Here is a 21,175-nt window from a genome sequence, read left to right on the forward strand (position 1 = left end):
AAATTAAAAAAGGAGGATGGAGCAAATAAAGGCTTATTTTGAAAAGACATTACAGCTGACCGAAGAGCACTGGATTTTATTTTCATCAAAACTGGAACAAAAAAAGATTCCAAAAAAAACACTGCTTATTAACAGCGGTGACACAGAAAACTGGCTTTCATTTATAGATAAAGGTATTGTACGGCTTTTTATTCCCGGAGAACTGGAAGATATAACTTTTGGCTTTGCTTTTGAGGGGCAATTCGTCAGTGCTTATGATTCTTTTCTCACCCGGATGCCCTGCACTTATGCTCTGGAAACTTTAGTGGATACCGTGGTATGGCAAATATCCTTCGATGATCTCCAAAGTATATATCACTCCTCTAAGGAAGGCAATTATATTGGCAGACTTGCCGGAGAAGCTCTTTTCCTTGAAAAAGCAAAAAGGGAAATTTCCTTTCTGAAAGACTCTGCCGAACAGCGGTATTTACAATTATTCACCCATCAGCCTCATTTAATAAAATATATTCCGTTAAAATATATCGCTTCTTATATAGGCATTACGCCTCAGGCTTTAAGCCGGATAAGAAAACGAATTTCTTAACCTGGGTTCATTGTCCTGCATCACTATCTTTTACAATTTTGCATCAAATAATTATAAAAGATAGAACTTATGAAACTGACTGTTAATTTTATTATCAATGCACACAAAATACTTGTAGTACCTGTTGTTCTTTTTTTAATGTGGTTCTACAATAACTGGGGAGCTTCTTCTTTTCTTTATCTGGGGCTTCATGGTACGTATTCCCTGTTATGGCTCTTAAAACAGGACCTGTATCCCGATAAAAGATTTGAACAAAAAATCCCGGTATGGATTGGCTTTCTTACTCCATCTTTGCCCCTCGCTGCCTATTACATTGCTCCTTTTCTGCTGATATCACGAAATATAATGCTGCCTGCCTGGGTATTCGCTGCCGCACCTGCTATTTATACTTTAGGAATTTTTATGCACTATGTAAGCGATGCCCAGAAGCACTATACGTTGCAATTAAAAAAAGGAATCATCGATCAGGGGTTTTTTGCCCGTACACGCAACCCCAACTATTTAGGAGAAATTCTAATCTACGGATCGTATGCACTTCTATCCTGGCACTGGCTTCCTTTTTTGATACTAGCTTGCTGGACAGCCTACTTCTTTCGCAATATGCGCAATAAAGACCGATCGATGTCGCGTCATGCGTCGTTTGATCTTTATAAAGCGAAAACAGGAATACTGCTGCCTAAATTTTTAAAATGATAAAAGGCAGGACTCGTCAACATTCTATCTTGACCAGTCCTGCCTTCTTTCCATTAAGCTGGATTGTATGCTTTAATTCTTCAAAAAGTTAAAACTACCCGGGACTGCTTTTAATTCGTTACCCGTAAATTCGACATCGATAACGGCAGCTTTCCTTGGTGAAACTTCTGCAGTGCTGAAATGCGTATGTAACACATAATGCATTTTCTGATTCTGATCCCAAAAAATATCGCCGTGACCGATTCCGTTTTGACCGGTATTTTTTCGGCTAATGACCGGACTGTCTTTTGATTTCTCCCACGGTCCCAAAGGACTTTTGCTGGTGGCATAGCCCACAGCATAGTCAATATTTCTAAAATCATTTGCCGAATAAATCAGGTAATACAAACCATTGTGTTTTAAAACCGTTGGTCCTTCCGTGACGGGCCAGCTGGTGTTTTCGGTATTTTCCCAGGGTAAAGTTCCTGAAATACATTCGGTTAAGGTTTCCGGTTTAATACTTTGCAGATCATCGTTGATCTCCGCCACAAAAATTCGGTTGCCATTGGTCAGTTTTACGTGATATAAATATTTTTTGCCGTCTTCATCAATAAAAATAAAAGGATCAATTTGATTTCCGGTCTCTATAACTGGCTTTTTCGATTCATTTTTAAAAGGCCCTAACGGACTGTCACTACTGGCTACAGCAATATTTTCGTTGGCAGTGTAAATCATGTAGAACTTTTTATTGTATTCTAAAATTTGCGGCGCCCAGAATCCCTTGTCTCCAAAAGCATCTCCCTTTTTCAGGGCCAGTCCGTTTTGCGCTCCTTTCGGTTCACTCCACTTTTTTAAATCCGGAGAAGTATATACTAAAAATCCCTCGCCATTGGCTACGTTTCCGGTTGTGGTTCCATACAAATAATAAGTTCCCTTACTATAAAAAATAGTCGGATCGGCCACAAAAATGTTTTTTGCCACCGCTTCAACAGGTTTCGCCGCTGAATTGTTTTCCTGCGAACAAGCCCCGAACACACTCATAAAGCTTACTAAGGTTATTATTTTTTTCATCTAATTGCTTTTGCTGTTATTTCATAGTTAAATTCCAAAAATTTTAAATTCCAAATTCCAAAGTTTCTAGTTTCAGGTTTCAGGTTTCAGGTTTCAAGTTATCTAATTGACTAATTATCTAATTATCTACCTCCTCTACTTCACCGAAAACTGATAATACGAAACCGTATGGTATTTTTGTCCAGGTTTCAAAACAATCGATGCAAATTTTGGCTGGTTCGGAGCATCCGGGAAATGTTGTGTTTCTAAAGCAAAAGCAGTTCTGAAATCATCTTTTGCGCCTGATTTAAACGTATTTTTTGATTGCATAAAATTTCCACTGTAGAATTGCAGGCCCGGTTCCTGGGTATAGATATCCAGTGTAATTCCTGATTTGTCGCCGGAAATTGTCGCGGCATGGTTCATTCCTCTTTGTTTTGTTCCGTTTAGGACATAATTGTGATCGTATCCTTTTCCAAATTTCAACTGTTCGTCTTTCGTTTCAATGCGTTCTCCAATGGTATGTTTTGAAGTGAAATCGAAAACGGTGTTCGCAACCGGTTTCAGTTGTCCTGTTGGAATCAGACCTTCATCTACCGGAGTAAATTCGTTGGCATAAATTTGCAGTTCGTGTTTCAGGATCGTTCCGCTTCCCTCTCCGTTCAGATTGAAAAAAGCGTGATTGGTTAAATTGACCACCGTAGTTTTATCGGTTGTCGCTTCGTATTCCATTTTAACGGTCTGATCTGCTTCCAGCGTATAGGTTACTTTTACCTTCAGGTTTCCCGGAAAGCCCTGTTCTCCGTCCGGTGACGTATAATTGAAAACTAAAGTATTTTCATTGGTTTTATCCACATCCCAAACCACATCCTGAAAGCCTTTGATACCACCGTGCAAAGCATTTTTCCCGTTATTTACAGGCACCTGATAGTGTTTTCCTTCCAGAGTAAACTGCCCTTTTGCTATTCGGTTTCCAACCCTTCCGATTGTGGCGCCGAAATAGGGTTCTGTGGAGGTTTTAAAGCCTTTTGCGCTGTTCATTCCTACGACAACATCTGTTTGTTTTCCGTTTTTACCGGCCACCCAGAGTCCGATTAGCCTTCCTCCGTAATTGGTGAATGCGGCTTTTATTCCTTTATTTTCAATCCAGTACAAACTGACTTTTTTACCGTCAATGATCGTATCGAAATTTTTAGTTTCCAAAACCGGTTGTACCGAATCTGTTGCGATTTCAGCAGTTTCCTTAGTGTGAACTTCTTTTTTACTGTCTTTACAACTGAACTGAAAAAGTGCCAGTACTACAACAGCTGCTATTTTTATATTTTTCATTTTTATAATTTTAATGTTATCAGATTATTTTGAAGGAATTGCCAATTGGGTGGCTTCGCTTACAGGCTCGCCCAAAACCGGAGAACCGTTTGCATCCCAACTGATTTTTTGCATTCTTGGTGATCTTTTATTGCCGCAGCCTTCTCCGGGATTTGAATTGGCATGGTACAAAATCCAGTCTTCTTTACCGTCCGGGGATTTAAAAAATGAATTGTGACCCGGTGCATACACTTTATTTTTATCGGATTGTTTAAAAATAGGCTCTTGTGATTTTTCCCAGGCAGCCGCATCCAGTAAATTAGCTCCTCCTTTAAAGGTCAGCAATCCCAAAGCGTAATAATCGGTCCAGCAACCGCTGGCAGAAAATACGATGAAGATTTTATCCCCATTCGCTAAAAACTGGGGCCCTTCATTCACATTTACCTGAGCCGGATTGATGTCATCGTGTAAAGCACCATGCGTTTCCCAGTCGTGCGTCGGAGAGGAGATCATAACCCTGTCGCCTTCAATTTCAAGCGGATTTTTCATTTTGGCGATGTAAATATTCTGTTGTCCGTTGGTATCGCCTTCCCAGCCGGCCCAAATCATGTAAAGCTGTTTTTTGTATTCGAAAACATTTCCGTCAATCGCCCATTTATCTGTTTTTGCGGCAATTTTTCCTTTAAATTCCCATTTTCCCTTAAACGGATCTGACGCTTTATTTTCTAAAACATACATTCTGTGCGTATTGTTGTCACCATTATCTGCGGCAAAATATGCATACCATTTTCCGTTGATGATATGAAATTCCGGTGCCCAGATGTCTTTCGAATAATCGGTTCCCTCTGGTGCTTTCCAGATTACTTTGCTTTCCGCATTTTTAAGATCGGTCAGGCTTTTTGTCTTCCATAAAACCAAACGGTCCTGAAGTGTATTGGTGTAATAGTAATATCCTTTATAATACGTGCTGTAAGGGTCTGCCCCCGAAGGTAAAATAGGATTTGAGAAGGTTTGTCCCTGCGCATATCCCAAAGAAACAATCGCGAAAAGAAAGAGAATTAGGTATTTTTTCATTTATATATTTTTTTTACCCGCCGGGTGTTGAGATTTTAGATTGTTAATTAACGATTTTAGATTTCATATTTAGGGAACTGTAAAATCAACAATCTTTAATCTTTAATCTTTAATCTTTAATCTTTATTCTTTATTCTAAAAGCTATTTTATTTATTCTTTTTATTTAAGACATCAATAACCTCCGTATTGATTTTATTTACTTTTTTGAAATCCATTTTATCTATTTTTCTGTCGTACGTCATAAAACCGTTTACTTCTCCCTCCACATCAGTGGTCTGCGTATAAACTGCTGCCGAAAATCCTGCTGTTACAAAGTTTTTAAGTGTTTGCGCGTATTTGATATATTCAGCGGTAACTTCACTTTCGTTTTTGAATTTAACATAGCCCCAATTGTCTTTTGCCTTCCATAAATGTCCTTCCAGCGGCAAGCCGATTCCGCCATATTCCCCTAAAACCGTTACTCTTCTGGCATCGTACAAATACAATTCCGGTCCGGGATAATGATGTAAATCCAGAATATCTCCGGTTTGGAAATGATTTCCGCCACTCGATGAATTGGTCAGGCGGCTTGGGTCATGATTTTTGGTCCATTCTGTAATTTCAACGGTTTTGAATTGTCCCCAGGCTTCGTTGAACGGCACCCAGACCACAATACTCGGATAGGAGTACAAATGATCCATGATCTCCTTCCATTCTTTTTTATAGATGGCTTCCGATTTTGCAGAGCGCTGTAATTCGGTTCCGTCAAAATATTTCCTGTCCTGCCAGATCGGCTGTGCATCGCCGCTTGGCATATCCTGCCAAACTAAAATTCCTAACTGATCGCAATGGGTGTACCAGCGTTCCGGTTCTACTTTTACGTGTTTTCGAATCATGTTGAAACCCAGTTCTTTGGTTTTAATGATATCGTATTTTAAGGCTTCATCGGTTGGTGCCGTGTATAAGCCGTCCGGCCACCAGCCCTGGTCCAAAGGGCCAAACTGGAAATAATCTTTGTTGTTCAGCTGCATTCTCATGATGCCATTTTCATCTCTTTTAGACGAAATTTTTCGCATGGCAAAATAGCTTTTTACTTCGTCAACGACTTTGTCTTTAACTATCAGGCTGATTTTTGTCTGGTATAAAAACGGACTTTCAGGCGACCATAGTTTCGGGTTGTCGAGTACGATATCCAGGCTTTCTCCCACCACTGCTTTTTGTTTTGCAATTTCTTTTGTGCCGTCAAAAACCGAAATTTCAATTAGATCTCCCGCTTCGGCTCCTGCAACATCGGCTTTTACGCTGATGCTGTTCTGATCGATATCCGGAGTGGTTTTTAAATCCGTAATATTTTTAGCACTTACAGGTTCGATCCATACGGTTTGCCAGATACCCGTTACGGGCGTATACCAGATTCCTTCGGGATTTTTTACCTGTTTTCCTCTTGGTTGTGTGCCATCGTTAGAAGGATCCCAGACTTTTACAATTAATTTTTGTGCATTTCCTTTTTTAATAAAAGGGGTAATATCGAATGAAAACGGAGTATATCCGCCGGTATGCGAACCGATTTTGACATCGTTGATCCAGACTTCGGTTTTCCAGTCGACAGCGCCAAAATGCAACAGGATATTTTGTCCGTCCCAATTGGAGTCGATTGTGAAATTCGTTTCGTACCAAAGTTCCTTTTCTGCGCCCACCTGTTTCATCACACCCGACAAACTGGACTCGACCGCAAACGGAACCAGAATTTGCCCGTCATATTTTGAAGGTGCCGTTTTTCCAAAATCCTGAATGGTGTAATTCCATAAACCATTCAGGTTTTTCCATTGGCTGCGCTCCATAATCGGACGGGGATATTCCGGTAATGTTTTTGCAGGATCTACCTGTGAGGCCCATTTCGTTTTGATTTTATCTCCTTGTGGTTTCCATTGCGCATGAACCAGGCAGCTTAAAAAAAGCGCCACCAAAACTGTAGTTTTTGTATTCATTCTCTATCGTTTTATGCAATAATTTCCGTGACTATTGCTATTTCTTCTTTACTAAATAAATTACCAGACTATATCCACACAGCCTGGTAATTTCAAACACTAACTTTAACTAACCAAATTTTTATATTTGAGTTATGAGTTATGGGTTATGAGTCGGATGAAATGCTTAACTATTTATTTCCGGTACAATAATCTCTGTTTTCGTATTAACTCAAAATACACAACAATACCTTCATCCTAACTCATAACCCATACTCATAACTCATAACTCACAACCCATAACTCACAACTCATAACTCATAATTCACACCCCATAACTCACAACTTCTTCACAAGACCAAATTTCTTCACCAGACTATCGTATTCCTTTCCTGAAATGGTAATCATACAGCCGTGGCGTACTTTTTCGGGAAAACTGTATTTGTCCCAGTCGGAAAAAAAGGTGTAGCCTGAGGCCTGAAACCACGGTCCGTTTAGGTTATCCGCGATCGATAATCCGTAAGAGACTCCCGGATATTGTTCGTAATAAATGTACCAGATTTTATCATCGGGAGAAGGAATCAACATTGGGGCTTCCCTGAAATTAGGGCTTATGGATTGCTGGGGCAAAGAATACGGTCCTAAGAGTGATTTCGACTTTGCAATCCGAATGGTTTTTCCTGTGGTCCAGTACAACGTTGGGTAGGTTTCATCTTTTATCACTGCGTAGTAGGAATCGCCAACTTTACGAATGAAGACATCAATGGTTCCCATATCCCAGTCGAACAAACGTTTAGGGGCTCCTTCGAATGTTTTTAAATCTTTAGATAGGACATACAAAGTTCGCTGGCTTGCCCAATACCGTTCCGGATCTTCTTTTGTACCGTCTAAATGCGGGGTGTGCCACGTCATAATAAACTTTTCCGAGTCTTTGTCGTAATACAATTTTGGAGCACCAATACGCTGCAAAGCATTCGAATAATCGGGTGTACTTTTTAAATCGGGCGTATAATCGGCGTGTTTTTTCCAGGTGATTAAATCATCTGAAACCCAGATGTTGATTGTTTTTGCATCATCGCCTGTATTTCCGGCGATGTAATATTTTCCGTCCGGTCCTTTGCAGATATCGGGATGCCCTTTATAGTCTTCGAAAACTCTTTTGCCGTTGTTTAGATTATCCCAGTGCAAACCGTCAAGGCTTACGGAATAATACAATCTTCCGTAATCGGTATGCGTCATGTGCGCAAAAAGATAGGCTTCGTTTTTGGGTTTCGCATTTCCTTTGACCTGTCCCGGCGGATCTGGCTGTTGTGCATAGGACGATAAACCAAAAAGAAATATTGCCAGTGCACAGAGCTGTTTTATTGTTTGTTTTTTCATTCTGTTTACGATTAAAATGTTTTTTGCCACAGATTAAGGGATTATTATGATGTTTTGCTCGCGGGTTTTACGGGTTAAAAGTTTTGCTACGAATTGCGCTAATTTTCGCTAATTTTTTCTCGCAGATTTCGCAGATTATGCAGATTTTTTTGTGCGTGCCTAGTGAAATGATCCGCTAAAATCAGTCTAATCCGTGCAATCTGTGGCAAGAAAAAAAATTCAACTATCTAAAAATCTAAGAAGTCTCATTATCTCATTGACATATTATCTTATTCTTTTTTACCTGTTGCTAAATGTTTGCCACGAATTGCGCTAATTTTCGCTAATTTTTTTTCTTGCCACAGATTGCACGGATTATTATGATTTGTTGTTCGCGGGTTTTACGGGTTAAAAGTTTTGCCACGAATTCCACTAATTTTCACTAATTTTTTTCTCGCAGATTATGCAGATTACGCAGATTTTTTTGTGCGTGCCTAGTGGAAATGTCCGCTAAAATCAGTCTAATCCGTGTAATCTGTGGCAAAAAATCCAACGATCTAAAAATCTAAGAAGTCTCATTATCTAATTGACACATTATCTAATTCTTGTTTACCTGTTGCTAATTTTTGCCAAGAATTGCGCTAATTTTCGCTATTTTTTTTTCTTGCCACAGATTAAAGGATTATTAGGATTTGTTTCTCGCGGGTTTTACGGATTAAAAGTTTTGCCACGAATTGCGCTAATTTTCACTAATTTTTTCTCGCAGATTTCGCAGATTATGCAGATTTTTTTTTGTGCGTGCCTAGTGGAAATGATCCGCTAAAATCAGTCTAATCCGTGTAATCTGTGGCAAAAAATCCAACGATCTAAAAATCTAAGAAATCTCATATCTCATTGACACATTATCTAATTCTTGTTTACCTGTTGCTAAATGTTTGCCACGAATTGCGCTAATTTTCACTAATTTTTTCTCGCAGATTTCGCAGATTATGCAGATTTTTTTTGTGCTTACTTAGTGAAATGATCCGCTAAAAATCCGTCTAATCCGCACAATCCGTGGCAAAAAAAATCTAACTATCTAAAAATCTAAGAAGTCTAATTATCTAATTCTTCTCCTTCGCTTCTGCTGTCATTTTCTTAATCAGATCCGTTTCTGCTTTGATGTAAGGCGTTCCGTCATTGCGGAATACTTCGTGGAACCAGACTTTTGGTTCTGCATCGTACGTTTTAGTCCAGCTGTCCCAGGCGTATTTGGTTTGTGTTTTTCCGTCCACTAATCCCCAGTTGATCATTCCTACGTTGTATTTTTTGGCGACTGGAAGGAAACCTTCAAAAGTACTTCCGTTTGGTCGGGCCATATATTCTGTACAGATTAATGGTTTTCCGTAACGCTGTAGTTGTTTGATCACTTTTTCGAAATCCTGAGGTTTGTTGTAATTGTGGAAAGTAATCACATCAGATTGTTCAATCTGCATTTTGTGCATCGGCAGCATTTTCGCTTCATCACTCCAGTCGCCTACCCAGACACCGGAAGTTAACGGTTGTGAAGGATTGCTTTCTCTTGCCCAGACGAATACATTTTTCAGAAGAGGCAGAATCAGCGCCGCTTTGTTTTTAATTTCTACTTTTTCATAAGAAGGACCGGTCATATTATCCGGTTCGTTCCAGACATCCCAGCCTAAAATACGTTTGTCAGTCGCGAATTTCGAAACAGTTTCTTTTACATATTTTTCCAAACGCGGGTATTGCGTTGCATCCTGAAGCACTTTCTGGCCCGGGCTCTGCACCCAGCCTGAATTGTGTGTATGTGGTTTCGGGGCTCTTTGTTTTCCTAAGGTCGGAAACGGATCCCAGCAGGAATCAAACAAAACAAACAGAATTTTGATGTGGTGTTTATCGGCAATTCCTAAAAAAGTATCCATTCGTTTGTAAAAGCCTTCGGCATCCTGTTGGTGCAATAAATCATGCAGGTAAACGCGCATGACATTCATGCCGATTCCTTCTGCCCAGCCTAATTCCTGATCAATTCTTTTAGCATCAAAAGTATCGGCCTGCCACATCTCTAACTGATTAATGGCGGTACTCGGGTAGTAATTTGCGCCTACTAACCACGGTTGTTCGGCATACCATTTATTAGCCTGATCCTTGGTCCAGATTTCTCTTTTTTCAACTACGGCTGTTTCTTCTTTTTTATTTTCTTCAGAATTATTTTTTTTGTTGTTGCAGCTTATCAATAGTGTGCCTGCTAACACAAGTGTCAGATACAATTTAATTTCTCTCATTATCAATTTCTTAATTAGAACGAACGTTCTTTGTTGAGTAAGGGAATCAGAAAGCGTCTGATTCCCTTAAAAAATAGTTTAATATTCAGGATGCTGGTCTAAGTTTGGATTATTGTCCACGTCTACCTGCGGAATAGGCAATCTATGGTTTTTACCTACTGTAAAGGTTTTGAAATCAGGATCACGAAGCGAAATTTTATCCACAGAAGCCTGGGTATCTAAATCTCCCCAGCGTTTTAAGTCTTCCCAGCGAACACTTTCCCCGGCTAATTCTAAAACGCGTTCTGTTTTTAGCCTTTCCAGAAATTTATCATGATCATTTCCGATTTCAGGATGTGAAACGGCTAAAGTATTCATGTTTACACGTGCTCTTACCAAATCAACATATTGATAAGCTCCTGCCGTATTTCCTGTTTCATTCAAAACTTCGGCGTAGCGTAACAAGATATCGGCATAACGAATTAATCTGTAATTGACCTGACTGTAATAATCTTCGTTGTTTCGGTAATAATCACGGCTTCCTTTTCTAAACCAGGCTTCATTATTACCCCACTCCCAGTTTCTTCCATAGGTTTTGTCTCCAAAATCGGATTCTAAAGCCGGATAGTATAAAGTATATCTTAATCTTGTATCTAAATTTCCGTCTTTATTTTTTTCCTGTTTAAAGGCATCTACCAACCAGTAACGTGCTTGTCCGTCAGACCATCCAATTCCTCTTGGTGCGAAAAACTGACCACGATTGCTGGAAACTGCAGCATTTGGATCTTCACCGGTTCCGCCCTTTCTCTGATCGCCAAACTGAATTTCAAATACAGACTCGTTGTTGTTTTCATTTACATCTGTAAAATTATCCCTGTAGTTTGCTACTAAACTGTATTTGGCTCCCGGACCTGTGATTAAATATTCTAAAGCTGATTTGGCTTCAGGCCATTTGTGCTGCTGCATGTATACTTTTGCCAGAAAAGCTTTTGCGGCACCTTTATCCGGTCTTCCTGTGTTATCTCCTGTCCAGTCTGCCGGTAAATCGGTATAAGCCTCGTTTAAATCTTTTTCGATCTGGGCCCAAACTTCGGTCACATTTCTTTGTTGTGGTAAATCGGCCGGAGTTGAAGGCTCTAAAACCAATGGAATATTTTCCCAAAGAATCGCTGCGTAATAGTAATGCATCGCTCTGAAAAATTTAGCTTGTGCTAAAACTTTCTTTTTATCATCTTCATTTTGAAAAGCAATGTTGGGAACGTAAGCCAGAACCTGATTACATCTGAAAACAGCTTTGTAGGTATCTCTCCACGTTACAGCATTTCCTTCCCAGAAATTATAATTGATATAATTGAATCTGGTCCAGTCGGCCAGTTCTGTCCACGGGCTGTTGCTGAATCCTTCGTCGGAAGTTAAGTCTAAGCGGAAATACATCCATCTTGCCCATAATCCGTCTTTGTAGAACATGGCATAAATAGAATTGACACCTGCCTGGGCATCACTTTCACTTTTCCAATATTGTCCTGTTTCAATATCAGTTTGGCTGTTCAGGTCCAGTTCATTTTCGCAGGATGATGCAAAAAAGAGGCCTGAAAAAACTACGATTGCTATTATTATTTTTTTCATTATGCTGTTTTTTTAAAATTAAAAGCTAAACTCAACACCAAAAGAATACGTCTGCAGATTCGGGAACGCACCATTATCTACACCTCTTTCGAAAATATTACTGTTGGTAAACTCCGGATCTAAGCCTTTGTATTTTGTAATGGTAATAACGTTTTGTGCTGATAATGTTAATCTTGCTCTTGTAATTCCGGAATTTTTTAAAACGCTGTCGGGTAAATTATAACCAAATCCAATGTATTTAAGTCGGATAAAATCTCCGCTTTCCAGAAAACGGTCACTGTCTCCTCTTGAATTTAATGTTGACCCTTTTGTGATTCTCGGGAAATCGGTATTTGGATTTTCAGGTGTCCACGGCTGAATTCCTGTTCTGTAATTACTATTGTCATCAAAACGATCTACTACGCTTCTAAATCCGTCATACACAGTTGCACCGTGCGACGCAATCCAGTTCATAGAAAAATCAAAACCTTTGTATTCTGCTCCGGCATTGAATCCCATTTCAAATTCAGGCCACGGGCTTCCCACAATGTCTTTGTCTTTATTGTTAATTTCACCGTCGCCATTCACATCTTTAAAACGAATATCTCCCGGTACAGCATTTGGCATAATTACTTTTCCGGCTGCATTTTTGTAATTTTGAATTTCTTCCTGAGACTGAAACAATCCGTCAGTTTGCAAAACATACCACATTCCCACAGCATTTCCTGCACGTGTCATGGTGTTTCCGACAATATTTTCGTTTTGTCCGTTTCCTAAGGCAACGAGTTTGTTATTTACTTTTGTAAAATTTAAAGAAGCATTAAATGAGAAGTCATTGATTTTTTTGCTGTAGGCCAATTCCAGTTCAATCCCTTTATTTTCTACTGTTGCTGCATTTGAAATTGGGTTTCCTCCGTCGTTACCGGTAGTTAATAAAATCGGGAAACCAAACAATACATCTTCCGTACGGGCAATAAAATAATCAGCCGTAAAACGTAAATCATTATTTAAAACGGCAACGTCTAAACCAAAATTGGTCTGTTTTAGTTTTTCCCAACGCAATTGTGCATTTGAAAGTTTAACCTGAGTGGCAGAAGGATATAAACTTTGTCCGTCTCCCAAAACAATCTGCCCGAAATTATTGATAAAGCTTTTAGATTCGTATTCCCTGATATTTCCGGAACCTAATTCTCCGTAACTTGCTCTTAATTTTAAATCTTTAATGAATTCTGATTTAAAGAAAGATTCATTGCTAATTCTCCATCCGGCAGAAACCGAAGGGAAATTCCCCCATTGATTACCTTTACTGAATCTTGAAGATCCGTCACGTCTGATTACAGCGTTGAATAAGTAGCGGTTATCATAATTGTACTCTAACCTTCCTAAATATGAGGCCAGCGCCGCTTCATTGATAAAGCCTCCCACGACAGGCGAATCGCCCTGATTTAAAACATCATAGTATTGTCCAGTTGCTGAATTTATCGGAAGGTTTCTCTTTGTTCCGTAAATTTGATTGTAATCGTCTTTTTGAAAAGTCTGCCCCACTAAAATAGTCAGGTCATGCTTACCGAATTCTTTTTTGAAAGTCAGGGTATTTTCAAACAGTTTTGTTTCTGATCTTCCTTTGTTCTGGTCGGTATACGATTGATCCGGCGGCTGGTTTAAAGACCAGTTCCCCACTTTTCTCAGAAATTTGTACGAATCAAAACTGGATTCATAACCAAAATTGAAACGGTATTTTAACCAGGATGCAAATTTTATTTCGGCCCAGATATTTCCCCTGATCCTGAAATTTTCATTTTGGGTATCCGCAAAATCAGCAATGGCCAGAGGGTTGGTCCCAAAAGTATCAGCTACACCTTGTTTTCCGTAACCATAACCACCCGGATTAGAAGCGTCATACACCGGAATGGTTGGGGTTAGACGGTACACGTCAATGATTGGGTTTCCGGACATTTCATCTGTTTTTGAATTGCTGATGGCCAGATTTTCCCCAATACTGAAAATTCCTTTTGATCCGCTTGAATTGACACGGAATGAAATCCTGTCAAAATCTGTTGAAACTACCGTTCCTTCATTTCCAAAATAATTGGCCGACATAAAGAAAGTGGAATTGTCACCACCTCCCGAAACACTGGCGTTATAATCCTGAATCATTCCGGTACTAAAAACTTCCTTCTGCCAGTCTGTATTAACTGCCATATTTAAGTTTTGTCTTGGAAATCCGGCATTATCATACGCCTGATTGTTTAATTTTGCGAACTCTTCTGTTCCCGTTAAACTATAGGTCGGCATTGTCGTAAAACTTGTTTTGGCTGAAACTTCTACTTTAAGCGGTCCTTTCTTCCCTTTTTTGGTGGTAATGATGATGACACCATTGGCCGCTCTTGAACCATAGATTGCTGCTGCCGATGCATCTTTCAGAACCTGGATACTTTCGATATCGTTCGGGTTAAAATCCCTGTTGGCTGAAGTAACCAGACCGTCAATTACGTATAACGGATTTGCATTCTGAAGATTTTTCAGACCACGAATTTCAATATTCGCTTCCTGACCCGGGCGCCCTCCGCCACGAACTTTCACACCCGTAACCAGACCCTGAAGTCCGTCGGCTACTGTCGTAATTTGTCTTTTCTGGATTTCATCTGCCTTTACTACTGATATGGCTCCGGTTAAATCTTTCTTCTGTTGTGAACCGTATCCTACCAGAACCACTTCATTCAGCGCAAGCGCATCTTCTGCCATGGAAACATTTATGGTAGTCTGGTTGTTAATCGCTACTTCTTTTAATTTGTATCCTTGTGAGCTAAAAACCAAAATATCTGTTGGTTTGGCTGCGATTGAATAACTTCCGTCAAAATCCGTCACGGCACCATTGGAAGTATTCTTGATCAGCACATTGGCAAACGGAATGGCATCTCCTGTCGCCGATGTTACTTTTCCTTTAATAGTAATTTGTTGTGCATACGTTTGCTGTACTAATAAACTAAAGAAAAACAAGAGGTAATATCTCTGCTTTAAAATTTGAGTGAACGTTGTTTTCATTGATTTTTCATTTTAGATAGTTTTCTTTTTTGGTTGGTTTTTACAAGTATTTATTAAAAATTTTAATCATCCCTGATGCGAAGCAAAAAATAATTAATATTGTGGTTTGGTAAAAATCTGTTCATTTAATTTCAAAATTATATTTGACGTATTTTTTCAAACTTTATTTTACCGATAGTTTATTTTTTTAGCCTAAAAATTATCAATATCATTTATTTAAAATTCAAAGTAGATGATTTTTATTCAAAATAAAACCTTTGATTTGTGTCAATTTCTATCTCAAATGATTCAAATGGTATAAAAAATTAGATCTTTTAAGTGTGCTGCAACATTTTGTTGAACATTGACACGATATGAGGAAACCTGTTTTTATTAAAAAAAATGTAACGATGCGTAAATTCTTTCTTTTTTTGTTTTTATTCTTTTTTTCGATAAATTTTATTCAGTCACAGGAATATTACTTTAAGCATTTCCAGGTTGAAGAAGGGCTTTCGAACAATACTGTAATTACTTCCATGCAGGACGAAGACGGCTTTATGTGGTTTGGGACCAAAGATGGACTGAACCGCTTTGACGGTTATCGCTTTAAGACATACAGAAGCCAGTCGGATCCCGTTCACAGCTTAGGAAGCAACTATATACAGTCGCTGCACCAATATAAAGGTGTGATTTGGGTAGGAACCGATAAAGGTTTGTATCAATATGATAAAAAGACAGATCAGTTCACCATTCTGAATGAAGCTATTAATGACAGGATCAACGATATAAACCATGATAAGAAGGGAAATATCTGGTTTATATCCGGAAATATTTTATACAAATACTCCCCAACAAAAAAAGAAACCAAAACTTTCAATCCGAACAAATACTTTATTACCACCTCAATCACCAGAGATGAAAAGGGAGAAATCTGGGCTTCCTCACTAAATAAAATATACCATTACTCTGAAGAGAGTCTTTCCTTTGAAAATATCAGTATAAATGCGCCTGCGAATAAGGTTAATTTCAGGATCACCGTTATTTATGCCTTAGACAAAAACAATATTCTGATCGGTACGCAGGATCATGGTGTATTGGTGTATAATGTAACTACAAAAAGCACCACCGATTTAAAGTTCTCCGGTAAGGAACCCGTTTTTGTCCGACAGTTTAAAAAGAAAGGAAACGAAGCACTTTGGATAGCCAGTGAATCCGGGGTGTATGTGTATGACCTTACAACCAAAACCAGTATTAATCTCCGCAAGAATTTTAACGATCCTTATGCGATTTCAGACAATGCCGCCTACTCGATCACCATTGATAAGGAAAACGGAATCTGGATTGGCACTTATTTTGGCGGAATCAATTATCATCAGAAACAATACACGCAGTTTAAGAAATATTTCCCTCAGAAGAACCAGAATTCCATTAGCGGAAGCGCAGTAAGGGAAATCCATAAGGATGATTACGGCGATCTTTGGATCGGAACCGAGGATGCCGGACTGAACCGCTTTAATCCGAAAACGCAGCAATTTACTGCGTACCTCCCCAATGGAAGTAAAAGCGGGGTTTCGTACTATAACATCCACGCGTTATTGCCGAGAAAAAACAAAATCTGGGTGGGTACTTTTGAACATGGTCTGGATGTTTTGGATCAGAAAACAGGTGCCGTTATCAGGCATTATAGTGCCAATGACCCTTCAACGGGTTTACGAAGCAATTTTATATTTTCTTTCGCAGAAACCAGAAACAAAGATTTAATGGTGGTCACGACTATGGGAATTTATCGCTATAACGAAAAAAACGACAATTTCGAGATCCTCAAAATATTTCCGGAAAGTACGCATTATACCAATTTCAAAGAAGACAGCGACGGCAATTACTGGGCGGGAAGCTACAGGGACGGCTTGTTTTTTTACAATCCGAAAAGCCATAAAAGGGAAGTTTTCACATACGACTATAAAAATCCGGATGGCATCAGCAACAATTCGGTTAATTCTATTTTTGAAGACAGCCATAAAAACCTTTGGTTCGCCACTGAAAACGGACTGAATCTTTTTGATAAAAAAACGCGGACTTTTACCAAATTCACGAGCAAAAATGGCCTTCCGAGCAGTGTGGTGTATTCTGTTTTAGAAGACGATGCCAAAAATTTATGGTTGACGACTTCCAAAGGGCTGGTCAAATTCAGTCAGGATCATAAAAGCATCAAAATTTTCACTACAGCCAATGGCCTCCTAAGCGATCAGTTTAATTACAGTTCGGCCTATAAAGACACTAATGGTGATATGTATTTTGGAAACCTGAACGGAATGATCAGTTTTAATCCGAAGCATTTTACCAAAAATAAATATACGCCTTCTACTTTTATCACCAACCTTCAGATCAACAATAAAGATGTGGATGTCGATAAAAACGACTCGCCTATCAAACAATCGATTTCGCATCTGGACGAACTGGAACTGAACAACAATCAGTCGTCATTCAATCTTGAATTTGCATCCTTAAACTACACCGCTCCCGAACTGACCGAATATTGGTATCAGCTGGAGAATGTCAATACCGACTGGGTGTATCTTGAACGAAACAATAAAGTTTTCTTTACCGAACTGGCTCCAGGGACGTATGTTTTCAAGGTCAAATCGCTGAACAGTTTTGGGGTATGGAGCAAGGAAGTGAAACTCAAAATCAGGATTTTGCCGCCATTCTGGGCGAGTTCGTATGCTTATTTCTTTTATTTTTTACTGATCTGCGGATTGTTTTATTACATCATTCGTTATTCGCAAAATCTGACACAGATTAAGAACAACCGCAAAATAAAACACCTCAACGACGAAAAAGAAAAAGAAATCTATCAGGCCAAGATTGACTTTTTTACCAACGTTGCGCATGAAATCAGAACACCGCTGACACTCATAAAAGGACCGCTCGAGAAGCTTCTGATTATGGAACACCAACTGCCTGAAGTGCCGCAGAATCTTTCGATCATGAAAAAAAACACTTCGAGATTACTGAAGCTGGTAAATGAATTGCTGGACTTCCGAAAATCAGAAATTGGCGGTTTGAAACTGACTTTTGTGGAGGCCAATATTTCGTCTATAATCCGAAATCTGCATTTGAGATTCAGTCCGTTAATTGAAGAAAGGGAAATTGAATTTGAAATGCAGCTGGGCGAAAAGGATATTCTGGCTTTTGTAGATAAGGAAGCTTTAAAAAAGATCCTGAGTAACCTCATCAGTAATGCGATCAAATACTCCAAAGAAAAGGTTTCAATAACACTTTCCAGCGATGACAAGAAATTGACACTGGCGGTTAAAAACGATGGGAATTTGATTCCGTTTCAGCTCAAAGAAAAAATTTTCGAACCGTTTTTCAGGGTGGATAATATGGACAGCACTTCCGGAACAGGAATCGGGCTCTCGCTGGCACATGCGCTGACACAGCTGCACAACGGGACTTTACAATTAATCCAGCATTCGAGACTCAATATTTTCGAACTAGTGGTACCGCTGCATCAGGAAGAGGAATTTATGCTGTACACCGATTCTGAAAAAGACCTGAGCCCAACGGAAACAGAAAAAAAGGAAGTGGAAACCAAACATGAGAAACCCCAGATTTTAGTGGTCGAAGACAATACTGATTTACTCGATTTCATTACTGCCGGACTGGCTTCTACTTATACCGTTTCAAAAGCGGAAAACGGCGAAGAAGCACTGAAAATAATTCATGATGAAAATATCCAGCTCGTGATCAGTGATGTTTCAATGCCGGTTATGGACGGAATTACGATGTGCAAAGAGATCAAAACCAACCTGGAAACCAGTCATATTCCGGTGATTTTATTAACGGCAAAAAACTCCCTTAAATCACAAATTGACGGTTTGGAAGTCGGGGCTGACGCTTATATTGCAAAACCTTTTTCGATGGATTACCTAAAGGTGCAGGCGCATAACTTAATCGAAAACCGAAAACAGATTATGAATTACTATGCGAGTTCGCCCCTTTCGCACATCAAAAGTATCGCACACAATAAAACCGATGAAAAGTTCCTTAAAAAACTTGACGATGAAATTCTGAAAAACATTACGGATCCGGATTTAAGTGTGGAATCCCTCGCAGAAATCATGAACATGAGCCGTTCTACTTTATATCGAAAAATCAAGGATATTTCGAATCTGAGTCCGAATGAGCTGATTAATATCGTACGTCTGAAGAGAGCCGCGGAACTGCTTTTGAATGAGAATTTCAAAATGTATGAAATTGCCGAAATGGTAGGCTATAAATCGCAGACGAGTTTTGGAAGAAACTTTCAGAAGCATTTTTCGATGACGCCTTCAGAGTATATTACGATGAATAAATAATTACCGGCAGTATGTTCCTTTTTAAAGGTAGTGTGTTCAAAACTTAAGGAGAAATTAAGTGAAATTGAAAACGTAACGTATGGCAGACTCCCATAAAATTAATATCTTTAGACTTATGACTTTAAATTAGGGGAAATATTCTGCTTCAATTTTGAAAGTCAACGACAGTATTGTTTAATAATTCAGAGATTTAAATGAGAAAAATTAGTCTGCTTCTGTTTTTGCTTTCGATATCCTGTACCGCAATTGCGCAGGATTACCAGAAAAGGGATAGTATCGCTGCTGATACTGTCATCAATACACGGTTTGGTTACAAACAGCTTATCATTCCCGGAATCTTAGTGGGTTATGGTCTTTGGGGCGCTGAAAGCGGGCAGATTAAAAGTTTTAATTTCCAGATTCGTAATGAAGTTAAAGAAAGCATAGACACCAAAGTAACTATCGATGATTTTTCAAGATATGTCCCGGCAGTTTCGGTATACGCACTGAATGCTTTTGGGGTGAAAGGCAAAAACAACATGAGAGACCGTTCTGTTATCCTGGCTACTTCCACCATTATTTGTGTGGGCACTGTTTTTGGCCTAAAATCAATCACAAATGTCGAGCGGCCTGACGGGACTTCGAATGATTCTTTTCCATCAGGGCATACGGCTATTGCCTTTGCAGGTGCCGAATTTCTATATCAGGAATACAAAGATCAGTCGGTTTGGTACGGGGTTGCAGGTTATGCCATCGCTACCGGAACAGGAGTATTCAGAATGTACAACAACAGGCACTGGCTAACTGATGTAGCTGCCGGAGCCGGAATCGGAATACTCAGCACGAAAGCAGCGTACTGGCTCAATCCTTACCTTTCCCGAAAATTATTCGGCGCCAAAGAAAATAAATCAACTTCTCTTCTTATGCCTTCCTATGATGGAAAACAGTTTAGCCTCTGTTATTTTAAAACATTTTAATGCCGACTTTCCGTTTCTTTTAAAAAAAATCCCCAACCGATTAAACGATTGAGGATTAGCAAAATTTATCGTCTGATTACTCGTTACCAATAACTTTAATTCGTTCAACAGTAAGGTTGCCGTATTTTTCTACGTCTTCTTTTGTCCATTTATAGGCTGTATCTTTTGGTCTTTTATCAAAATTCCAGTCTAAAGGCTCCTTTACATATACATATAAACCTACACCAAACGTAGTGTCGTATATTGATTTCTTCATTAATTCTTCCCGGCTTATAAATCGAAAAGAAAAAAATGGTGGATAATCTACTGTACCTGATACAAGTTTTATTTCCGGTTTTATTTCTTTTAGGAGATCTTTTAGCGGTTTATTAATGAAATGTTATTCGTTTAGTTTTAATTTATGTGCATCATTTGGTACCTGAACCATTTGTTGTGCTTTGCAGTTATATTGAATCAGAGAAAACAACAATAAGAATAGTTTTACTATATTTCTCATGTTATTAATCTTTTGTCTGATCAATTACCTGAATTTTAACTACAGTGAAACTTCCGTATTTTTCAACATCTTTTTTGGTCCATTCAAACTCTGTTTCTTGTGATCTCTTACCATTATCCCATTCGTCAACAGGCTCTTTTACATACACATATAATCCTGTAAATTTTCCCTCTATCATTTTTTGTTTTAATTCGTTTGAACTACTAAATGAAAACATAAAATAGCATGGATAACCTTTTGGAACCTTGACTCCAAAAGCTGATTGTATCTCTGGTTTTATTTCTTTCAGAAGGTTTTTTAAAGGCTTGTTGAGAAATTGCTCTTCATTGGATACTAATTTATAAATATCATCTTGTGTTTGTACCATTTGTTGTGCTTTGCAGCTAATGTTTGCAAACAGGAATAGAATTATGAATGTTTTAAATATGATTTTCATATGCTTAGTTTTATCGTTATGATTTGAAGATTATCATTATTAG

General features: G+C 38.8%; 14 protein-coding genes. 4 read left to right on the top strand and 10 right to left on the bottom strand.

The features are described 5' to 3' along the window. Nucleotides 1–16: 16 nt before the first annotated feature. Together D0817_RS15265 and D0817_RS15270 are read left to right on the top strand one after the other, a co-directional pair. Nucleotides 17–583 (top strand): Crp/Fnr family transcriptional regulator, encoded by a 567-nt coding sequence (locus D0817_RS15265; RefSeq protein WP_127339247.1) that lies wholly within the window; start codon nucleotides 17–19, stop codon nucleotides 581–583. A gap of 69 nt (nucleotides 584–652) precedes the next feature. Beyond that, nucleotides 653–1,276, top strand: a complete 624-nt coding sequence (locus D0817_RS15270) for a methyltransferase family protein (protein WP_127339248.1) — start codon at nucleotides 653–655, stop codon at nucleotides 1,274–1,276. Between the two features lie 72 nt (nucleotides 1,277–1,348). Here the strand turns inward: D0817_RS15270 and D0817_RS15275 are convergent, their stop codons facing one another. From D0817_RS15275 to D0817_RS15310, 8 genes are all read right to left on the bottom strand, one after another. After that, nucleotides 1,349–2,326: a glycoside hydrolase family 43 protein gene (locus D0817_RS15275; RefSeq protein WP_127339249.1), complete on the bottom strand. Its 978-nt coding sequence runs from the start codon at nucleotides 2,324–2,326 to the stop codon at nucleotides 1,349–1,351. Between the two features lie 135 nt (nucleotides 2,327–2,461). Beyond that, nucleotides 2,462–3,634 carry an aldose epimerase family protein gene (locus D0817_RS15280; protein WP_127339250.1) on the bottom strand — a complete coding sequence of 391 codons (1,173 nt, stop codon included), beginning with the start codon at nucleotides 3,632–3,634 and terminating at the stop codon, nucleotides 2,462–2,464. A 24-nt stretch (nucleotides 3,635–3,658) separates the two neighbouring features. Further along, nucleotides 3,659–4,687 (bottom strand): glycoside hydrolase family 43 protein, encoded by a 1,029-nt coding sequence (locus D0817_RS15285; RefSeq protein ID WP_127339251.1) that lies wholly within the window; start codon nucleotides 4,685–4,687, stop codon nucleotides 3,659–3,661. Between the two features lie 147 nt (nucleotides 4,688–4,834). Then, nucleotides 4,835–6,655, bottom strand: coding sequence for a glycoside hydrolase family 2 protein (locus tag D0817_RS15290; RefSeq protein WP_127339252.1), 1,821 nt, complete (start codon nucleotides 6,653–6,655; stop codon nucleotides 4,835–4,837). A gap of 318 nt (nucleotides 6,656–6,973) precedes the next feature. Next, nucleotides 6,974–8,014: a glycoside hydrolase family 43 protein gene (locus D0817_RS15295; protein ID WP_127339253.1), complete on the bottom strand. Its 1,041-nt coding sequence runs from the start codon at nucleotides 8,012–8,014 to the stop codon at nucleotides 6,974–6,976. A 1,082-nt stretch (nucleotides 8,015–9,096) separates the two neighbouring features. Further along, nucleotides 9,097–10,275 (bottom strand): glycoside hydrolase 5 family protein, encoded by a 1,179-nt coding sequence (locus tag D0817_RS15300; protein WP_127339254.1) that lies wholly within the window; start codon nucleotides 10,273–10,275, stop codon nucleotides 9,097–9,099. Nucleotides 10,276–10,353: 78 nt separating this feature from the next. Then, nucleotides 10,354–11,880, bottom strand: coding sequence for a RagB/SusD family nutrient uptake outer membrane protein (locus tag D0817_RS15305; RefSeq protein WP_127339255.1), 1,527 nt, complete (start codon nucleotides 11,878–11,880; stop codon nucleotides 10,354–10,356). 18 nt (nucleotides 11,881–11,898) lie between these two features. After that, a complete protein-coding gene (locus tag D0817_RS15310; RefSeq protein WP_127339256.1) occupies nucleotides 11,899–14,904 on the bottom strand; it encodes a SusC/RagA family TonB-linked outer membrane protein in 3,006 nt (1,001 codons plus the stop codon). A 389-nt stretch (nucleotides 14,905–15,293) separates the two neighbouring features. Here D0817_RS15310 and D0817_RS15315 point away from each other — a divergent pair, with 389 nt between their 5' ends. Beyond that, nucleotides 15,294–19,244, top strand: a complete 3,951-nt coding sequence (locus D0817_RS15315) for a hybrid sensor histidine kinase/response regulator transcription factor (RefSeq protein WP_127339257.1) — start codon at nucleotides 15,294–15,296, stop codon at nucleotides 19,242–19,244. Between the two features lie 194 nt (nucleotides 19,245–19,438). Then, complete coding sequence (locus tag D0817_RS15320; protein ID WP_127339258.1) at nucleotides 19,439–20,200, top strand: phosphatase PAP2 family protein; 762 nt, start codon at nucleotides 19,439–19,441, stop codon at nucleotides 20,198–20,200. Between the two features lie 76 nt (nucleotides 20,201–20,276). Here D0817_RS15320 and D0817_RS26255 read toward each other — a convergent pair whose 3' ends face one another. Both D0817_RS26255 and D0817_RS15330 read right to left on the bottom strand, forming a co-directional pair. Continuing rightward, nucleotides 20,277–20,456 carry a hypothetical protein gene (locus D0817_RS26255; protein ID WP_238160887.1) on the bottom strand — a complete coding sequence of 60 codons (180 nt, stop codon included), beginning with the start codon at nucleotides 20,454–20,456 and terminating at the stop codon, nucleotides 20,277–20,279. A gap of 244 nt (nucleotides 20,457–20,700) precedes the next feature. Then, a complete protein-coding gene (locus D0817_RS15330) occupies nucleotides 20,701–21,132 on the bottom strand; it encodes a hypothetical protein (RefSeq protein WP_127339259.1) in 432 nt (143 codons plus the stop codon). Between the last annotated feature and the right edge of the window lie 43 nt (nucleotides 21,133–21,175).

This window comes from Flavobacterium cupreum (assembly GCF_003996965.1).
GTDB lineage: Bacteria > Bacteroidota > Bacteroidia > Flavobacteriales > Flavobacteriaceae > Flavobacterium > Flavobacterium cupreum.